18 protein-coding genes and 1 pseudogene are annotated in these 16,516 nt (G+C 69.6%); 17 read left to right on the forward strand and 2 right to left on the reverse strand.

Translation table 11 applies throughout. From position 1 onward, the window contains the following. Positions 1 to 216: 216 nt before the first annotated feature. Complete coding sequence (rpmB, locus tag FHU39_RS04145; protein ID WP_183319196.1) at positions 217 to 411, reverse strand: 50S ribosomal protein L28; 195 nt, start codon at positions 409 to 411, stop codon at positions 217 to 219. 185 nt (positions 412 to 596) lie between these two features. On the opposite strand from rpmB, the gene FHU39_RS04150 reads away from it, so the two are divergent. The 13 genes and pseudogenes from FHU39_RS04150 to FHU39_RS04210 all read left to right on the forward strand — a co-directional run bounded on the left by FHU39_RS04150 (position 597) and on the right by FHU39_RS04210 (position 11,323). After that, positions 597 to 2,123, forward strand: a complete 1,527-nt coding sequence (locus tag FHU39_RS04150) for a DAK2 domain-containing protein (RefSeq protein ID WP_183319197.1) — start codon at positions 597 to 599, stop codon at positions 2,121 to 2,123. Then, a complete protein-coding gene (locus FHU39_RS04155; protein WP_183319198.1) occupies positions 2,124 to 4,328 on the forward strand; it encodes a DEAD/DEAH box helicase in 2,205 nt (734 codons plus the stop codon). Beyond that, complete coding sequence (rsmD, locus tag FHU39_RS04160) at positions 4,325 to 4,900, forward strand: 16S rRNA (guanine(966)-N(2))-methyltransferase RsmD (protein WP_183319199.1); 576 nt, start codon at positions 4,325 to 4,327, stop codon at positions 4,898 to 4,900. The genes FHU39_RS04155 and rsmD overlap by 4 nt, the downstream gene beginning before the upstream one ends. 25 nt (positions 4,901 to 4,925) lie before the next feature. After that, entirely contained in the window at positions 4,926 to 5,426 is a 501-nt protein-coding gene (gene coaD / locus FHU39_RS04165; RefSeq protein WP_183319200.1) for a pantetheine-phosphate adenylyltransferase, read from the forward strand. A 98-nt stretch (positions 5,427 to 5,524) separates the two neighbouring features. Beyond that, positions 5,525 to 6,100: a YceD family protein gene (locus FHU39_RS04170; RefSeq protein ID WP_246336158.1), complete on the forward strand. Its 576-nt coding sequence runs from the start codon at positions 5,525 to 5,527 to the stop codon at positions 6,098 to 6,100. Position 6,101: 1 nt separating this feature from the next. Further along, positions 6,102 to 6,296, forward strand: a complete 195-nt coding sequence (gene rpmF, locus FHU39_RS04175) for a 50S ribosomal protein L32 (protein ID WP_183319201.1) — start codon at positions 6,102 to 6,104, stop codon at positions 6,294 to 6,296. Between the two features lie 16 nt (positions 6,297 to 6,312). Next, positions 6,313 to 7,086, forward strand: a complete 774-nt coding sequence (rnc, locus tag FHU39_RS04180; protein ID WP_183319202.1) for a ribonuclease III — start codon at positions 6,313 to 6,315, stop codon at positions 7,084 to 7,086. Then, positions 7,079 to 7,951, forward strand: coding sequence for a bifunctional DNA-formamidopyrimidine glycosylase/DNA-(apurinic or apyrimidinic site) lyase (gene mutM, locus FHU39_RS04185; RefSeq protein WP_183319203.1), 873 nt, complete (start codon positions 7,079 to 7,081; stop codon positions 7,949 to 7,951). Before rnc ends, mutM begins: the two co-directional genes overlap by 8 nt. A gap of 230 nt (positions 7,952 to 8,181) precedes the next feature. Continuing rightward, positions 8,182 to 8,634, forward strand: coding sequence for an NUDIX hydrolase (locus FHU39_RS04190; protein WP_183319204.1), 453 nt, complete (start codon positions 8,182 to 8,184; stop codon positions 8,632 to 8,634). Positions 8,635 to 8,915: 281 nt separating this feature from the next. Then, complete coding sequence (locus tag FHU39_RS04195) at positions 8,916 to 9,203, forward strand: helix-turn-helix domain-containing protein (protein WP_183319205.1); 288 nt, start codon at positions 8,916 to 8,918, stop codon at positions 9,201 to 9,203. Then, entirely contained in the window at positions 9,200 to 10,441 is a 1,242-nt protein-coding gene (locus FHU39_RS04200; protein ID WP_183319206.1) for a type II toxin-antitoxin system HipA family toxin, read from the forward strand. Before FHU39_RS04195 ends, FHU39_RS04200 begins: the two co-directional genes overlap by 4 nt. A gap of 28 nt (positions 10,442 to 10,469) precedes the next feature. After that, positions 10,470 to 10,637: pseudogene (locus FHU39_RS04205) on the forward strand (zinc finger domain-containing protein); the annotation flags it as partial. 257 nt (positions 10,638 to 10,894) lie between these two features. After that, a complete protein-coding gene (locus tag FHU39_RS04210) occupies positions 10,895 to 11,323 on the forward strand; it encodes a hypothetical protein (RefSeq protein ID WP_183319207.1) in 429 nt (142 codons plus the stop codon). Between the two features lie 14 nt (positions 11,324 to 11,337). Here the strand turns inward: FHU39_RS04210 and FHU39_RS04215 are convergent, their stop codons facing one another. Next, positions 11,338 to 11,625 carry a type II toxin-antitoxin system Phd/YefM family antitoxin gene (locus FHU39_RS04215; RefSeq protein ID WP_183319208.1) on the reverse strand — a complete coding sequence of 96 codons (288 nt, stop codon included), beginning with the start codon at positions 11,623 to 11,625 and terminating at the stop codon, positions 11,338 to 11,340. Positions 11,626 to 11,733: 108 nt separating this feature from the next. Here FHU39_RS04215 and FHU39_RS04220 point away from each other — a divergent pair, with 108 nt between their 5' ends. The 4 genes from FHU39_RS04220 (at position 11,734) to FHU39_RS04235 (ending at position 16,479) form a co-directional block, all read left to right on the forward strand. Beyond that, a complete protein-coding gene (locus tag FHU39_RS04220) occupies positions 11,734 to 12,372 on the forward strand; it encodes a hypothetical protein (protein ID WP_183319209.1) in 639 nt (212 codons plus the stop codon). A 381-nt stretch (positions 12,373 to 12,753) separates the two neighbouring features. Beyond that, positions 12,754 to 12,987 carry a FitA-like ribbon-helix-helix domain-containing protein gene (locus tag FHU39_RS04225; protein ID WP_183319210.1) on the forward strand — a complete coding sequence of 78 codons (234 nt, stop codon included), beginning with the start codon at positions 12,754 to 12,756 and terminating at the stop codon, positions 12,985 to 12,987. 61 nt (positions 12,988 to 13,048) lie between these two features. After that, complete coding sequence (locus tag FHU39_RS04230; RefSeq protein WP_183319211.1) at positions 13,049 to 14,962, forward strand: M3 family metallopeptidase; 1,914 nt, start codon at positions 13,049 to 13,051, stop codon at positions 14,960 to 14,962. 59 nt (positions 14,963 to 15,021) lie between these two features. Next, positions 15,022 to 16,479, forward strand: coding sequence for an NAD-dependent succinate-semialdehyde dehydrogenase (locus FHU39_RS04235; RefSeq protein ID WP_183319212.1), 1,458 nt, complete (start codon positions 15,022 to 15,024; stop codon positions 16,477 to 16,479). Positions 16,480 to 16,516: the final 37 nt, after the last annotated feature.

The raw sequence follows: 16,516 nt of genomic DNA on the forward strand, positions 1-16,516 counted from the left end.
CCGGCGCCTGACGACCGAGAGGCCCAGTAACGACCGAGAGGCCCAGTAATACGCACACAAATTCGTGTGGATTACTGGGCCTGTCGGTGGTTGGTGAGCCTGTCGGTGGTTGGCTGGGCGGGTTGTTGGGGCGGTGGGGTGGCTGGCCGGGCCGGTCTCGGCACACCGAAACGGGCCGCCCCGCAAGGGACGGCCCGGTTTGGTATGGCGAGAGGACTAGCGCTTGACCTTGCCTGCCTTCAGGCAGGAGGTGCACACGTTGAGCCGCTTCGGGGTCACCCCGGCCTCGCCCACCAGCGCACGGACGCGCTGGATGTTGGGGTTCCAACGACGCTTGGTGCGGCGGTGCGAGTGCGAGATGTTGTGACCGAAGCCTGGTCCCTTGCCGCAGACGTCGCAGGTGGCAGCCACGGTGAATCTCCTTGGATAAGTGATGGAACGTTCCGGCCCGCAGGCACGCCACAAGGACGCGTCGTCTGCGGGAACCGCCCAATCGTAGCCGAGGGCCCCTCCGGTCACCAAAACGGCCGCGATCCCGGAGGGGTGCTTTAGGCTCGGGCTGCCCGCGCCGTCGACCGGAAGGTGTCCAGCGTCCCATGCCACTCGCCGAACTCGACCTGGCAGCGCTGCGCCGGTGGGTGATCAGCGCACGGGCGGATCTGGATGCGTATGCCGAGGCGCTCAACGCGCTGAACGTCTTCCCGGTGCCGGACGGCGACACCGGCAGCAACCTGCTGATGACGATGCGTGACGCGGTCGATGCCCTCGACGACGAGGCACCCGAGGACATCCGCACCGCGACGGCGGCGATGGCGCGGGGGATGCTGGTGGCGGCGCGTGGCAACTCGGGGGTCATCCTCAGCCAGCTGGCCCGCGGTGTGGCGGAGGTCGTCTCCGCCGCCGGGCCGCAACCACTGGGACCGGAGCGGCTCGCCGCGGTCCTCACCCGGGCCGCCGAACTCGCCCAGGACGGGGTCGCCGCCCCGGTGCCCGGGACCATCCTGACCGTCGCCGCTGCGGCGGCCGAGGCGGCGCACCGCGCCAGCGATGCCGGCGCCGACCTGGAGCAGGTGGTCGGCTCCGCGGTGGACGGTGCCCGCGAGGCCCTGCTGCGCACCCGCACCGAGAACGACGTGCTGCGCCGCGCCGGTGTCGTCGACGCCGGCGGCGCGGGGTACCTGGTGGTGCTGGAGGCGCTGCAGCGTGTCGTGCACGGCGAGGGCGGGCTCGCGACCACCGAAGCATCGATCCCCGAATGGCTGCGGCTGAGCCGGACCGGGCAGGTCGACGCGTGCAGCGCGGACAGCGTGCCCGGAGGGCCGTCATACGAGGTGATGTACCTGCTCGACGGGGCGACGCCGGAGACCGTGGCCACCCTCAAGGCCGCCCTCGGCGCGCTCGGCGACTCGATAGTGGTCGCCGGCGGCGACGGCGAGTACTCCGTGCACGTGCACGTCGACGACGTCTCCGCCGCGCTGAACGCCGGTGTGGAGGCGGGCCGCCCGCACCGCTTCCGGATCACCCGGTTCGCCGACCAGGATGCCGGCGCCCGGGCCGGCGCCGACCAGGCCGCCGCAAGACCGCAGGTCTGCGTGCTGGCGCTCGTCTCCGGTGCGGGTATGGCGCAACAGGTCCGGGCCACCGGTGGTGCCACACCGGTGCAGGACTGGCGTGAGCCGCAGGCGCTGCGCCGGCTGCTCGGTAGACGGACGCTGGTGCTGTGCACCAGCCCGCAGGCCCGTGCCGCGGCGCAGACCCTGACGGGCGAGTGCGAGGTGCGGGTCGTCGGCGACAGTGCGGTCGACGTCGCGGCGGCGGCAGTGGTGATCGATCCCGGTGACGACTTCGAACGGATCTGCCGTGTTGCCGAGGAGGCGGTGGACGACGTGCACAGTGTCCGGGTTGTCGGTGATCCCGGCCAGGATGCTCTCATGCACGAGGTGTCCGACCTGCTCGACGACGACTCGGCGGCCGAGCTGCTGACGCTGGTCGCCGGCGACGCGTTGTCCGACGAGCGCCTGGCGGGGCTGGTGGCCATGGTCCGTGCCGAGCGCCCCCACCTCGACATCGCGCAGGTCACCGGGGACGGGGACGACGCCCTGCTCACCATCGGGGTGGAGTGAGTGGCGATCACCCGGGAGAGCCGCCTGAAGGACGTCATCGGCAAGATCGCCACCAACCTCGAGAAGCAGCGCGGCCTGCGCACGGTCGGCGACCTGCTCGACTTCCTGCCGCGGCGCTACCTCGACGCCAGCAAGAGCGGCCGGCTGGAGGACTTCCAGATCGGTCAGGACGCGGTCCTCGTGGCGACCATCGTCGACGCCCGCACCCGCCCGATGCGCAACCGCAAGGGCAAGAAGATGCTCACCGCCGTCCTGGAGGACGCCGACGGGCGGCGCGCGTCGCTGGTGTTCTTCAGCGCATGGGGGCACGAGGACCGGCTGGTGCGCGGCGCGCACGGGGTGTTCCGCGGCAAGCTGCAGACCTACGGCAAGGAGCTGCAACTCGCGCATCCGGACTACACGCTCTTCTCCGGCGGCGTGGAGGACCCCGTCTACCGCGGCGGGCTGATCCCGCTCTACCTGGCTGTCAAGGGCGTCACCGACATGCAGCTGTCCCAGGCGATCCGGTTGGTGCTCGAGCTGGTCGAGCTGGACGACCCGGTGCCGGAGGAGATCCGCGGCGAGCGCAAACTGCTCGACCTGCACACGGCATACGACCACGTGCACTTCCCGATGCAGGACAGGGACTGGGGGCGCGCCAAGCGACGGCTGCGGTATGACGAGGCGCTCGTCATACAGACCGTGCTCGCGCAGCGGCGCGCCGAGGCCAGGCTGCTGGAGGCGACACCTCGGGCGGCGGTGTCCGGCGGGCTGCTGGAGGCGTTCGACGCGAAACTGCCGTTCGAGCTGACCGAGGGGCAGCGGCGGGTCGGCGAGCAGATCGCGGGCGACATGGCACAGGGCCACCCGATGCACCGGTTGCTGCAGGGCGAGGTCGGCTCCGGTAAGACGATCGTGGCGCTGCGGGCGATGCTGGCCGCGATCGACGCCGGCGCGCAGGCGGCGCTGCTCGCCCCGACGGAGGTGCTGGCCCAGCAGCACGAACGCTCGATCAGCGCGATGCTCGGCGAGCTGGGGCAGGCGGGCATGCTCGGCGGCGCGGACAACGCGACCCGGGTCGCGCTGCTCACCGGGTCGATGACCAGGTCCCAGCGCGAGAAGGTCCTGCTGGACATCACCACCGGCCCGGTCGGGATCGTCATCGGCACGCACGCCCTCATCCAGGAGCACGTGATGTTCGCCGACCTCGGTCTCGTGGTGGTCGACGAGCAGCACCGCTTCGGTGTCGAGCAGCGGGACGCGTTGCGGGCCAAGGCACTTCGGCCGCCGCACGTGCTCGTGATGACCGCGACGCCGATCCCGCGCACCGTCGCGATGACGGTCTTCGGCGACATGGACACCTCGGTGCTCAGCGAGTTGCCGCGTGGCCGGCAACCCATCGCCAGCCATGTCGTGCCGGGCAACCGCGAGTCGTGGATGACGCGCACCTGGGAGCGCGTCGCCGAGGAGGTGGCCGCCGGGCACCAGGCCTACGTCGTGTGCCCGCGCATCGGCGACCCGGCGGACGGCTCGCCGGAGGTCGCGTCCGACGAGGAGCCGCCGGCGGGGGAGACCTACGACGAGGGCGAGGAGCCGGAGGCCGAGCGTGAGCTGATCGGGGTCCACCAGCAGCTGGAGCGGTTGCGCGGGGAGCCGGCGCTGCAGGGGTTGCGGATCGAGATGCTGCACGGCCGGATGGCGACCGAGGAGAAGGACGCCGTGATGCAGGTGTTCACCGCCGGCGACATCGACGTGCTGGTCTCCACGACCGTCATCGAGGTCGGTGTCGACGTGCCCAACGCGACGGTGATGGTCGTGATGGACGCCGACCGGTTCGGCATCTCGCAGCTGCACCAGTTGCGCGGCCGGGTCGGCCGCGGGGCCGCTGCAGGACTGTGCCTGCTGGTGACCGAGACCGAGAACCCGGACACGGTCGAGCGGCTGGAGGCCGTGGCAGCGACCACCGACGGTTTCCGGCTCGCCGACCTCGACCTGTCGCTGCGTCGTGAGGGCGACGTGCTCGGCGCCGCGCAGAGCGGCACCCGCTCCGGGTTGCGGCTGCTGCGGCTCAGCCACCCGTCCGACGTCGAGCTGATCGATTTCGCGCGGCACGACGCGACGCAGATCGTCGCGGACGACCCGGGGCTGACCACCCATCCGCGGCTGGCGCAACTGGTCGACGAGCGGATCAGCGAAGAGCAGGCCGCCTTCCTGGAGCGCGGATGACGCGCATCATCGCCGGCGCCGCGGGCGGTCGCCGCCTGCTGACCCCGCCGGGGCCGGGCACCCGCCCGACGTCCGACCGGGTGCGCGAGGCACTCTTCGGCCGGCTGGAGCATCTGGACGCGATCGCGGGCAGCCACGTGGTGGACCTGTATGCCGGGTCCGGTGCGCTCGGTCTCGAAGCGGTGTCCCGCGGTGCCGCGTCGGCGCTGCTGGTGGAGTCCGACCGCAGGGCCGCGGCCACCATCGGCAAGAACATCACCCACCTGGGCCTCGCCGGGGTGCAGGTGCGCGCGGCCACTGTCGAGACGGTGGTCGCGACACCGCTCGTGCCGCAGGCGGACCTGCTGTTCGCCGACCCGCCATACGCGATCGGCGACGACGCGCTCGCCGGTGTGCTGGCGGCGCTGGTCGAGCACGGGTCGCTCGCGGTCGACGCCGTGCTGGTCGTCGAACGCTCCAGCCGCTCCGCCGAGCCCGTCTGGCCGGCGGGGGTGGAGCTGATCGGGCCGCGGCGGTACGGCGAGACGACCTGCTGGTTCGCGGAGTTCGCACCCGAGGGAGACCTCGCGTGACCCGCCCTGACTACTGTTGCCTTCCATGACCGGCAATCCCAGGCGGTGCGTCTGCCCCGGCTCCTACGACCCGATCACCAAGGGTCACCTCGACGTGATCGCGCGGGCCAGTGCCCTGTATGACGACGTCGTGGTCGCGGTGTTGCACAACCCTGCCAAGCAGGGCACGTTCACCCCGGACGAGCGGATCGAGCTGATCACCGCGTCGACCGCGGACCTGCCCAATGTGCGTGCGGCGGCGTTCGGCAACCGGCTGATCGTCGACGTATGCCGGGAGCTGGACGCCGGCGTGATCGTCAAGGGCATCCGCGGGCTCACCGACTACGAGTACGAGCTGCCGATGGCGCTGATGAACCGGGAGATGACCGGTGTCGAGACGCTGCTGCTGCCGGGCAACCCGGCGCTGTCGCACTACTCCAGCTCACTGATCCGGCTCATCGCCGGGCACGGCGCCGATGTCGGCGAGATGGTGCCCGAGCCGGTGCTCGGACCCCTGCTGGACCGGCTCAGCGGCTTCGACGCCTGACTCGGTTTGGGAGACCGGCACCGAACCGGTAACCTTGACCTTCGGTCTTGTCGTCTCCGGCGAGACCGTGCCATGTCTCCTGCAAACACCCCTGGAAGATGCACACCGATTCGCGACGCCCGCTGGCCCTTGACACCAAGGAACTCCCGCGGCGACCTGGACGGATGCTCGAGGGTGAGGTGCAGGTGGCGGCGCCGGAGCACTTCGGCACCGACGTGATCAGCGTTCCGGAGGGTCAGCAGATGACCCTGCGGTTGCGGCTGGAGTCGGTGATGGAGGGTGTGCTGGTGACCGGCACGGTCGAAGCCACGGCGACCGGTGCTTGCGTGCGGTGCCTGGAGCCCGTCGATCTGCCGATCGACGTGCCGTTTCAGGAGCTGTTCGCCTACGCCGATCGGGCCGCCCACCACCACGAGGTGGAGGACGGCGACGAAGAAGACGTGCGCGAGCTGGACGGCGACCTCGCCGACCTCGAGCCCGTGCTGCGGGATGCGGTGGTGCCTGCACTGCCCTTCCAGCCGGTGTGCCGGGACGACTGCCCGGGCCTGTGCCCCGAGTGCGGGGCGCGGCTCGCGGACGACCCGACGCACCACCACGAAGTGATCGACCCACGGTGGTCGGCGCTGGCGGATCTCGCCGGCGGCGATGCCACCGACACCGACGAGAGGAACTGACGTGGCCGTCCCGAAGCGGAAGATGTCGCGCTCCAACACCCGGTCCCGCCGTGCGCAGTGGAAGGCGACGCCGGTGGCGCTGTCGACCTGCCCGCAGTGCGGTGCGCCCAAGCAGTCGCACGTTGCGTGCCCGGCCTGCGGCGTCTACAAGGACCGTCACTACAGCGCCGCGGAGCGCACCGAGCACCAGGCCTGACCGGCCCTTCGACGACGTGAGCCCGAGCAAGCGGCAGCGTCCCGAACTGGCGCAGCGGCCCGTCGCCGATCTCGCCCGGATCCTCACGACGCGATCCGGCGCGGCCGTCGACGAGTCGCTGCTTTCGCGTGCCCTCACGCATCGGTCCTACGCCTACGAGAACGGCGGCATCCCGCACAACGAGCGCCAGGAGTTCCTCGGCGACGCAGTGCTCGGCGTCGTGGTGACCGATCACCTCTACCACGAGCACCCCGACCTGCCCGAGGGACAGCTGGCGAAGTTCCGCGCCGCGGTCGTCAACTCGCGTGCACTGGCCAAGGTCGCGCGCCAGCTGGAGCTGGGTTCCTACCTGATGCTCGGTCGCGGCGAGGCGACCACCGGCGGCCGTGACAAGGACTCGATCCTGGCCGACACCATGGAGGCCGTGATCGGCACGGTCTACCTGTCCAGCGGCATCCCCGGTGCCACGGCCCTGATCCACAGCCTGATGGACACCCTGATCGAGCGGTCCGCCACGCTCGGCGCCGGCCTGGACTGGAAGACCTCGCTGCAGGAGATCTGCTCGACGCTCGGTCTCAGCGTGCCGTCCTACCGGGTGGACGAGGAGGGTCCGGACCACGACAAGACCTTCACCGCGGTCGTGCTGGTCTCCGACGAAGAGCTCGGCCAGGGTGTGGGCCGGAACAAGAAGGCCGCCGAGCAGCAGGCCGCCGAGACCGCCTGGAAGACGCTCAAGGAACGCGCCGACGCGCAGGGGAGCGCGGCGACGAGCACCGCCGACAGTGCCTGAGCTGCCCGAGGTCGAGGTCGTCCGCCGGGGCGTGGCCGACCACGTGGTCGGGCGGGCGTTCACGCAGGTGCAGCTGTCCGGGTTGCGCGTGGCCCGACGCCACCTGCCAGGGCCGGTCGACCTGTCCGACCGGTTGCGCGGTCGTGTCGTGTCCGGTGCCCGCCGGCGCGGGAAGTACCTGTGGCTGGAGCTGGACGAGCCGGACGGGGGAGAAGCCCTCGTCATACATCTGGGGATGAGCGGTCAACTGCTCGTCGAGGCGCCCGAAGCTCCGCTGGAGAAGCACGCGCACGCGATCTTCGACCTGTCCGACGGGAGGCAGTTGCGGTTCGTCGACCAGCGCACGTTCGGGGGCCTGCAACTGGTGTCGCTGGTGCCCGACGCGTTCGGCGGCGGATCCGCGGTGCCGGAGATCATCACGCACATCGCACCCGACCCGTTGGAGCCCGCGTTCGACCAGCAAGCCGTCAGCCGGGCGATCCGCCGGCGGCATACCCAGCTCAAACGTGCCCTGCTCGACCAGTCGCTCGTGTCGGGCATCGGCAACATCTACGCCGACGAGGCCCTGTGGCGGGCCAGACTGCACGGGGAGCGGGCGACCGAGAAGCTGACCGCGGCGGCCGTCCGTGACGTCCTCGGGCACGCGAGCGAGGTCATGACCGAGGCGCTCGGGCACGGTGGCACCAGCTTCGACAGCCTCTACGTCAACGTGAACGGAGCCAGCGGCTACTTCGAGCGATCGCTGAACGCCTATGGCCGACAAGGGGAACCGTGCCGACGGTGCGGGACCCTGATGGTGCGTGAGTCGTTCATGAACCGGTCGAGCTACTTCTGCCCGCGCTGTCAGCGCCGGCCGCGGCGATGATGTTGCCCGCCCCGCCTCTCGCGCTCGATACATAGCCCCTGCGGGTGAGAGAACTCGTAGCTGTATCCGCTGGGCTTATCGGCGTGCGGTGGAGACCCCGCCGACAGCGGCGCTGGATCAGCGAGGCCGCCATCTCTTCGACGACCTGACCGCGGCCTGGCTCTCCGCCCCTCGCGTCGCCGACCGCGGCCGCCGTTTCGCCTGGTGCTCGACTCCGGGAGAATGGAGATATGACAGTCTCGTCCGAGCATCCGGTAGACCGCCCGCAGAAGGTCGTCGCCTACATCGTGCGAGACGAGAGGATCGTCGTGCTGCGCCACGCCGACCAGCCCTGGGACCAGGCCGGGCTGCAGGTCCCGGCGGGGACGGTCCGGCCCGGCGAGACGCCGGAGGACGCGGTGCTGCGCGAGGCTCGAGAGGAGACCGGCCTCGAGGGCCTGCGCATCGTCCGTCGCCTGGGGGCCGGCGAGTACGATATGCGGCCGTACGCGGATGCCATCCATCAGCGGTACTACTTCCTCCTCGCCGTCGACGGTGAGGAGCTCCCCGAGCGTTGGGAGGCGTTCGAGGACGGCGACGGTGCCGGGGAGCGCATCCGCTTCGAGCTGTACTGGGTCCCGCTCGCACAGGCCCACGTGGTGGCGGGAGGTCAGGCGGCGCTCCTCGGCCGCATCTTCGACTGAAGCCTCCGGGGCGGACTGACCTTCAGGGCTTCTCGACCAGGAGCCTGCCGATGCGCAGGATGTTCGCGACGAAGCGCTGGATCACGGCGGTCTCCTCCGGAGCGCAGCACAACGGCTCTCTGCCGACGGCTCCTCGCTGATCGTCGACGCCTGAGCACGGCCTGCGAGAGCCGCACGAGTTCGCGGTTTCGATGTGCATTTCCTCAATTGCGACGACTACGCTCGCCATATCACGTCTATCCGGCTATGGTAGTAGTCGTATCAGGAGAGGAGAATGTGCCATGGTCGGGTACAAGATCGACCGACAGCTTGCCGAGTTCGGCGAGCACGTTCGGGGCTGGCGCATGGTGCTGGGCCTGACGGCGCAGCAGGTGTCCGAGCGCGCCGGGATCACCCGGGACACCCTGCGCAAGATCGAGGCGGGCGACCCGAGTGTGGGCTTCGGCAACGTCGCGCAGGTGCTGCGCGCCCTCGGCGTACTCGACCAGGTGGTCGAGGCCGTCGACCCGCTCAAAAGCGACATCGGCCGCCTGCGCGCGGGGAGCCTTGCGAAGAAGCGCGCGCGATGACCACCGTCGAAGTCCTCGTCGACGAGGCGGATGGCGCGCGCGTGGTGGGCCAGGCGCACTTCACCAGGCAGCGCGGCCAGATCTCCACCACGTTTCTCTACGACCCGGGCTACCTGTCGAGCGACGGCACGAGCATCGACCCCGCCCTGCCGCTGGTCTCGGGCGCGCAGCACCAGTCCGGGCTGGTGCGCGCCTTCGCCGACAGCGCTCCCGATCGCTGGGGCCGCAACCTCGTCGAGAAGGCGGAGCGCACGCGTGCCCGCGACGAGGGCCGCGTGCCGCGCCGGCTGGACGACCTCGACCTCCTCCTGGGCGTCAGCGACGACACGCGGCAGGGAGCGCTGCGCTACCGATTGCCAGGCAGCGAGGAGTTCCTTGGGAAGCCCGCGACTGTCCCCCGGCTCGTCTCGCTGCCGGAGCTGCTGCGCGCCTCGGACGAGCTCGCCTCGGACGAGGATCCGAGCCGGGCCGTCAAGCAACTGCTCGACACCGGCACGACCGGCCTGGGCGGCGCGCGGCCCAAGGCGTCCGTGCGCCTCGAGGACGGCTCGCTGGCGATCGCGAAGTTCCCGCATTCCAGCGACCGGTGGGACGTCATGGCCTGGGAGGCGACGGTGCTCGATCTGCTGGAGGCCGCGGGCATCCGGGTGCCGCAGCGACGGCTCGCCCGGGTGGGCGAGCGCAGCGTGCTGATCCTGCGCCGGTTCGACCGGACGGGCGAGGGGCACCGGATCGGCTACATCAGCGCGATGACGGCGCTGAGCGCCGCCGACGGAGAGCACCGCGACTACGCCGAGATCGCCGAGGCGATGCGGGACCTGTCGCTCTCGCCTCGGACCGACCACCACGAGCTCTTCGACCGCGTCGTCGCGGGCGTCGCGCTCGGTAACACCGACGACCATCTGCGCAACCACGGCCTCCTCGCCGATCGCGGTTCGTGGACGCTGAGCCCCGTGTTCGACGTCAACCCGAACCCCGACCCGCAGCGGGCCCGCTCGACCACGATCATGGGAGCCGACGCCCCGCCCGACGAGGCCGAGGCACTGCTCGCCCTGGCAGAGGAGTGCAGCCTCTCGCCCGCCCAGGCACGCGAGCGGATCGCGCGCGTAGCCGGAGCGGTCACCGGGTGGCGCGACGCCGCGCGGATGAACGGCGTCCGCGAGCAGGAGATCACGATGATGGCTGAGTCGATCGAGCCTCGGATGAACACGGTGATCGCCACCGCGAGGAAGGCGTGAACATAGCCTCGACAAGGTGGACCGCAATGTCGAAGTACGTGGGAAGAGCGGCTACTTCGAGCGATCGCTGAACGCCTATGGCCGACAAGGGGATCCGTGCCGACGGTGCGGGACGCTGATGGTGCGCGAGTCGTTCATGAACCGCTCGTCGTTCAGCTGCCCGCGGTGCCAGCGGAGGCCCCTCGAGAAGGAGTGACTTCTCGACGTCGGTGTGGCGCCGACGGGTCAACCCATGGCTCGTGTCTGAGCAAGGTCACCTGCCGTCGGGCTGTCCCCGGTCGTGGTCCTTGATGCCGCCCTGCTGCCGGGAGAAATGGTGCAGGAAGCGCCGATCGCATCTGTAAACCGGCCCATGCCGACGACTGGCGGCGTTGTCCGCGCGTGCACCGGTCTTGCAGCCTTGTGCTGCAGAACGACCAGCCATCGCGCCGGCCGTACGGCATAGTGGTCACCGTGGAGGTGAGGATCTCGGGTGGGGCGTGCCAAGATCTTCGGGGCATCGAAGACCCGGTCGTGCGGGCCGAGCTGGTGTATATCGCTCGGGCGGAGCTACGGGAGCCCGAGAGTGGGTCGTCGATCGAGGGTCGGCTGCGCGACACCCCCGGGATCTGGTGGCGACGTGGTGTCCGCCGGGCGAATCTCGCGGACTTCGAGGGCTGGGGCGTCGAGGTCGACGATCCCGACGCGGACACGTGGCAGTCGTTCAACTACGTCTTGCTCTACCGACTGGCCACCAGTAACGAGATGATCGACCACCGGATCGTTAGCTCGGTGGACACGACACCGGGCCTGGGGAGGCTCACTCGCCGAAGCACTGTGCTGCTGGTCGTGAAGGTCTGGGACAACATCGTTGTCGCCAACCATCTTGGCCAGCTGCGGTGACCGCCGTGTGTGGCTCAGTCCTGGACAGGCAGCGTGATGTCGAGGTCGGCCGCCACCTGGTCGGGCGTCTGCACAGAGTCGACGTTCTCCTCGCCGAGGATCTGGGCACGGTCGGGTGCCGCCTCGACGGCCGCCGCCAGTGCTGCCGACTCCACCCCACTGTTCGCCAGGGGAGTGATCAGCGCCACGAACCGGCCGCGACGGGTGATTGCCGCGGGTTTGCCACTCTCGTTGATCTCACGGATCACCTGCGGGGTGTCGTGGTTGAGTTCGCGCATGGTGTAGATCTGCGTGCTTCCCACACGATGACCGAGCTTTGCCATGGTGCCTCACCGTCCTCGTCCGGCTCCTTCATCCACTAATGTACGGCATATGGCGTACATCGACCAGACGAAGGCCAGGTCCCGGTGATGAGCTCCGAGGCGGCGGCGCTCGCCGACCTGCGGGCGACCGTCAAGTGGCTCGTCGGGTCCGCTGGTGCGACCGCAGTGGTGCTGGTAGGCGGCTTGCAGCTCACCAGACTGCCCAACCCAGCAAGGACCGCCGGGATCGTCGCGGCGGTTGCCGCCGCCGTGGCGATCGGACTTGCCCTGACCCTGCTCACCGCGGCGGCCAGGGTTCTCGCAGTCCCGCGAATGACGGCTACAGACCTCTCGGACCGGGAGATCAACGCCGGCGCTCTGGACCCCGACGCTCCGGCACGAATCAACGACGACGTGGTCCGCTGGGTGCGAGGGCACGGGGTGCATCTCTTGGCGGGTGAGCGAACCATCACCGAGTTATGTTCACTGCGGGCGACCGCCCAGAAGACGGCCCGAGATCTGCGGCACAGGCAGGACAACCGCCGGGTGGATCAGGGGGAGCCGGAGAACATGGCCCGCGTCAACCAAGAACTCGCCGACATTGATGCCGCCCTTACCAGGCTCGAGGACGCCGTGCATTATCAGCGATGCGACCTGCGCTTCCGCCGGATGGTGTCTCTCTTCCCCTGGGCGGGGGCCCTGTTCGTGGCCGCCGTCGTTACCTTCGCACTCGCTTCGGCACCCTGAGATCAGCCGACATCGCCGGGTGCAGGCCTCATCCGCAGGATGTCCATCGGATCGCGCTGACACCGAATCAGCTTGAACGACATACCCATTAGCTCGTATCTACACGTGATGCTATTTTACTTGACCCTCAAATAACCGTTGTGAACAAATGCAACGAACCGGTCGTCGGGACGCATCCTTCCCGAATCTGTCGAAGTCAAGGATCGATGAATGCCTATGGCAGGCAGGGTGAACCGTGCTGCCGGTATGCGAGTCGTTCATGATCCGTTCGTCGCCAGCTGCCCGAGATGCCACCGACGCCCGCGGCGGCGCTGAGGGTTCGTCCGCGGCGGACACCGCATCGCGTCGACATGTGACTGTCAACGATGTCATCGTGGAAGCATGACCGTGCTCCGAATTCGCAACGTGCCCGACGAGCTGCACGTCCAGCTCAAGGTCCGCGCTGCCCGAGAGGGCATCACGTTGTCAGAACTGGTGCTCAACGAGTTGCGGCGTGCAGCGTCCGTACCGAGTGCCGCAGAACTGCGACAGCGGTTCAGCGGTCGGGAGATCCGGTCGTACAACGGCGAGACGGCCGCCGAATCGATCCGCGCCGAGCGCGACGCTTGTCGCTAATCCTGGACAGCTCCGCGAGGCCGCCGCGGGTGGTCAGTGGCCTGCGGTTAGGTTCTTCTCCATGACCGATCTGGAGCCGCAGACCCTGCCGACCGCCGACGAAGCCCTCGACTGGGTCAGTCGCACTTGCGACGGCGGGCTGGACCGCGCACGGACCCTGGTGGCCGACTTCAAGCAGGCACCGCCGGCCGCAGCGCTGGACGTGCTGCACGCGTGGAACGACATACACGTCGCGCTCGGTGACGCCGCCGGGATCGCCGGCGTCTACTCCGAGGCCGACCCGTCCGGCGACGTGCGCGACGCGGCCGAGAAGGCCATGCAGCGGCTGGACGCGTTCTCCACCGAACTCGGCATGGACCGCGAGGTGTTCGCCGTCCTGGACGCCGTCGACGAGAGCGGCCTGGACGGCACGGCGCGGCGGTTCCTGGAGCGCACGCTGCGTGACTTCCGGCGCAGCGGTGTCGACCAGGACGACGCCACCCGCGCCCGACTCACCGAGCTCGCCGAGTTGGAGCTGAAGGCCAGCCAGGAGCACAGCAAGAACATCCGGGAGGGCGTGCGGTCCATCACGGTCCCGCCCGAGGCGCTCGCCGGTATGCCGCAGGACTGGCTGGACGCGCACCCGGCCGGTGACGACGGTCTGGTGACGGTGACCACCGACTACCCCGACTCCATCCCGTTGATCACCTTCTGCAGCGACGCCTCGACCCGTATGTCGATGACGCTGGAACGCCTCAACGTCGCCTGGCCGGCCAACGACGCCGTGCTGCAACGGATCCTCGAGCTGCGCGCGGAGCACGCGGGGCTGCTCGGTTACGACACCTGGGCGGACTACGACGCCGAGGTGAAGATGATCGGAAACGCCTCTGCCATCGGCGAATTCATCGACAAGATCACCGACGCCGCGGCCGACAGCGCCCAGCGCGACAAGGCCGTGCTGCTGCAGCGCTTCCAGCAGGACGTGCCCGAGGCGACCGACATCTCGTCGGCCGATCTGACCTACTACTCGGAGCTGGTCCGCAAGGAGCAGTACGCCGTCGACGCGCAGCTGGTGCGCACCTACTTCACCTTCGAGAAGGTCCGCCAGGGGCTGCTGGACGTCACCGGGCGGCTCTTCGGGATCGGGTTCGAACCGGTCGACGTGGTGACCTGGCACGAGGACGTCGCGGCATACGACGTGGTCCGCGACGGGGACCGGATCGGGCGGATCTACCTCGACCTGCACCCTCGGGACGGGAAGTACAAGCACGCCGCGCAGTTCGACCTGCGCGGCGGAGTGCGCGGCCGGCAGCTGCCCGAGGGCGTGCTGATGTGCAACTTCGGCCGAGGGCTGATGGAGCACGACGAGGTCGTCACGCTCTTCCACGAGTTCGGGCACCTGATCCACCATGTGCTCGGCGGCGACCAGGAGTGGATCACCTTCGCCGGCGTCGCCACCGAATGGGACTTCGTCGAGGCGCCCAGTCAGATGCTGGAGGAGTGGGCCTGGGACGCCGACGTGCTCGCGACCTTCGCGACCGACGAGCACGGGGAGACGATCCCGGCCGGCCTGGTGGCCAAGATGCGCCGGGCGGACGACTTCGGCAAGGGATTCCAGGCCCGGACCCAGATGTTCTACGCCGCCTTGTCGTTGAACATCCACCTGCGCAGGTATGACGACCTCACCGCCGTCGTGCGCGACCTGCAGGCGAGGTACTCGGTCTTCCCGTACGTGCCGGACACCCACTTCCACTGCGCGTTCGGGCACCTGGACGGCTACAGCTCCGGCTACTACACCTACATGTGGTCGCTGGTCATCGCCAAGGACATGTTCAGCGCCTTCTCTGCGGACGATCTCTTCGACGCCGAGGTCGCCGGGCGCTACCGCGACACGGTGCTCGTGCCGGGCGGCAGCAAGGACGCCGCCGACCTGGTCGCCGACTTCCTCGGCCGCCCCTACACGTTCGACGCCTACGCCGCCTGGCTGGCCGAGTGAAATGTTCCGTCATACGACCTCGGCACCACGGCGGGTCGGCGGGGTGAGAACCTGTGCACATGACGCAGAACACATCGGCGGTTGACCGGGTCAAGAAGCAACTGTTCATCGGTGGCGAGTGGCGCGATGCGGAGGGTGGCAAGACCCTCGAGGTCGACAATCCGGCGACCGGCGGCGAGCTGGCCCGGGTGGCCGACGCGTCGGTCGCGGACGGTGGCGCCGCACTGACCGCGGCGGCCGACGCCCAGGCGGAGTGGGCGAGGACCGCGCCACGCGAGCGCAGCGAAATCCTGCGCCGCGCTTACGAACTCATCGTTCGCGACACCGACGTCTTCGCCGAGCTGATGACCCTGGAGATGGGCAAGCCGCTGGCCGAGTCGCGTGGTGAGGTGGTGTACGGGTCGGAGTTCTTCCGCTGGTTCGCCGAGGAGGCGGTGCGTATTTCGGGTCGCTACTCGGTCGCCCCGAACGGCGCGACCCGGCTGATGACGCTGAAGCAGCCGGTCGGCCCGACGCTGATGATCACGCCGTGGAACTTCCCGCTGGCGATGGGCACCCGCAAGATCGGCCCGGCGGTCGCGGCCGGTTGCACGATGGTCGTCAAACCGGCGGCCGAGACCCCGTTGACGATGCTCTACCTCGCCCAGGTGATGCAGGAGGCGGGGCTGCCGGCGGGCGTGCTCAACGTGGTCACCACGAGCGACAGCGGCGGCGTGATGGAGCCGCTGATCCGGGACCCGCGCTCGCGCAAGCTGACGTTCACCGGGTCGACCCCGGTGGGCCGCAAGCTGATCGAGCAGTCGGCGCAGCAGGTGCTGCGGGTGTCGATGGAGCTGGGCGGCAACGCGCCGTTCATCGTCTTCGACGACGCCGACCTGGACGCCGCGGTCGAGGGCGCGATGCTGGCGAAGATGCGCAACATCGGCGAGGCCTGCACGGCGGCCAACCGCTTCTTCGTGCACGCGGACGTGGCGGCCGAGTTCAGCGAGAAGTTCGCCGCCCGGATGGCCGCACTGACCGTCGGCGACGGTATGGCGGACGGCGTCAACGTCGGCCCGCTGATCAACGCCAAGGCCGTCGACAAGGTGACCGCCTTGGTCACGGACGCGACCGACCGCGGCGCGCGCGTGGTCACCGGCGGCGCGAAGGGTGAGGGTGCGGGCTTCTTCTTCAACCCGACCGTGATCACCGACCTGCCGGGCGACGCCGACATGGCTCGGGAGGAGATCTTCGGGCCGGTCGCCGCCATCCAGACCTTCACCGACGAGGACGAGGTCATCCGGCGGGCGAACGAGACCGAATACGGCCTGGTCGGCTACTTCTTCACCCGCGACTACGCCCGCGTGCTGCGGGTGAGCGAGGGCCTGGAGTACGGCATGGTCGGCGTCAACCAGGGCGTGGTGTCCAACCCCGCGGCGCCGTTCGGTGGGGTGAAGGCCAGCGGCTTCGGTCGCGAAGGCGGCTTCGAGGGCATCGAGGAGTACCTGGAGACCAAGTACGTCGGCCTCGCCCTCTGACCCGCGGGACCGACCCTGTGGACAACTTCTGCGGCGG

This window comes from Flexivirga oryzae, from assembly GCF_014190805.1.
GTDB lineage: Bacteria > Actinomycetota > Actinomycetes > Actinomycetales > Dermatophilaceae > Flexivirga > Flexivirga oryzae.

Coding starts and splice junctions, on each gene's coding strand:
- FHU39_RS04150 (WP_183319197.1), top strand. CDS start 597: ATGCCACTCGCCGAACTCGACCTGGCAGCGCTGCGCCGGTGGGTGATC.
- rsmD (WP_183319199.1), top strand. CDS start 4,325: ATGACGCGCATCATCGCCGGCGCCGCGGGCGGTCGCCGCCTGCTGACC.
- coaD (WP_183319200.1), top strand. CDS start 4,926: ATGACCGGCAATCCCAGGCGGTGCGTCTGCCCCGGCTCCTACGACCCG.
- FHU39_RS04170 (WP_246336158.1), top strand. CDS start 5,525: ATGCACACCGATTCGCGACGCCCGCTGGCCCTTGACACCAAGGAACTC.
- FHU39_RS04190 (WP_183319204.1), top strand. CDS start 8,182: ATGACAGTCTCGTCCGAGCATCCGGTAGACCGCCCGCAGAAGGTCGTC.
- FHU39_RS04195 (WP_183319205.1), top strand. CDS start 8,916: ATGGTCGGGTACAAGATCGACCGACAGCTTGCCGAGTTCGGCGAGCAC.
- FHU39_RS04200 (WP_183319206.1), top strand. CDS start 9,200: ATGACCACCGTCGAAGTCCTCGTCGACGAGGCGGATGGCGCGCGCGTG.
- FHU39_RS04220 (WP_183319209.1), top strand. CDS start 11,734: ATGAGCTCCGAGGCGGCGGCGCTCGCCGACCTGCGGGCGACCGTCAAG.
- FHU39_RS04225 (WP_183319210.1), top strand. CDS start 12,754: ATGACCGTGCTCCGAATTCGCAACGTGCCCGACGAGCTGCACGTCCAG.
- FHU39_RS04230 (WP_183319211.1), top strand. CDS start 13,049: ATGACCGATCTGGAGCCGCAGACCCTGCCGACCGCCGACGAAGCCCTC.
- FHU39_RS04235 (WP_183319212.1), top strand. CDS start 15,022: ATGACGCAGAACACATCGGCGGTTGACCGGGTCAAGAAGCAACTGTTC.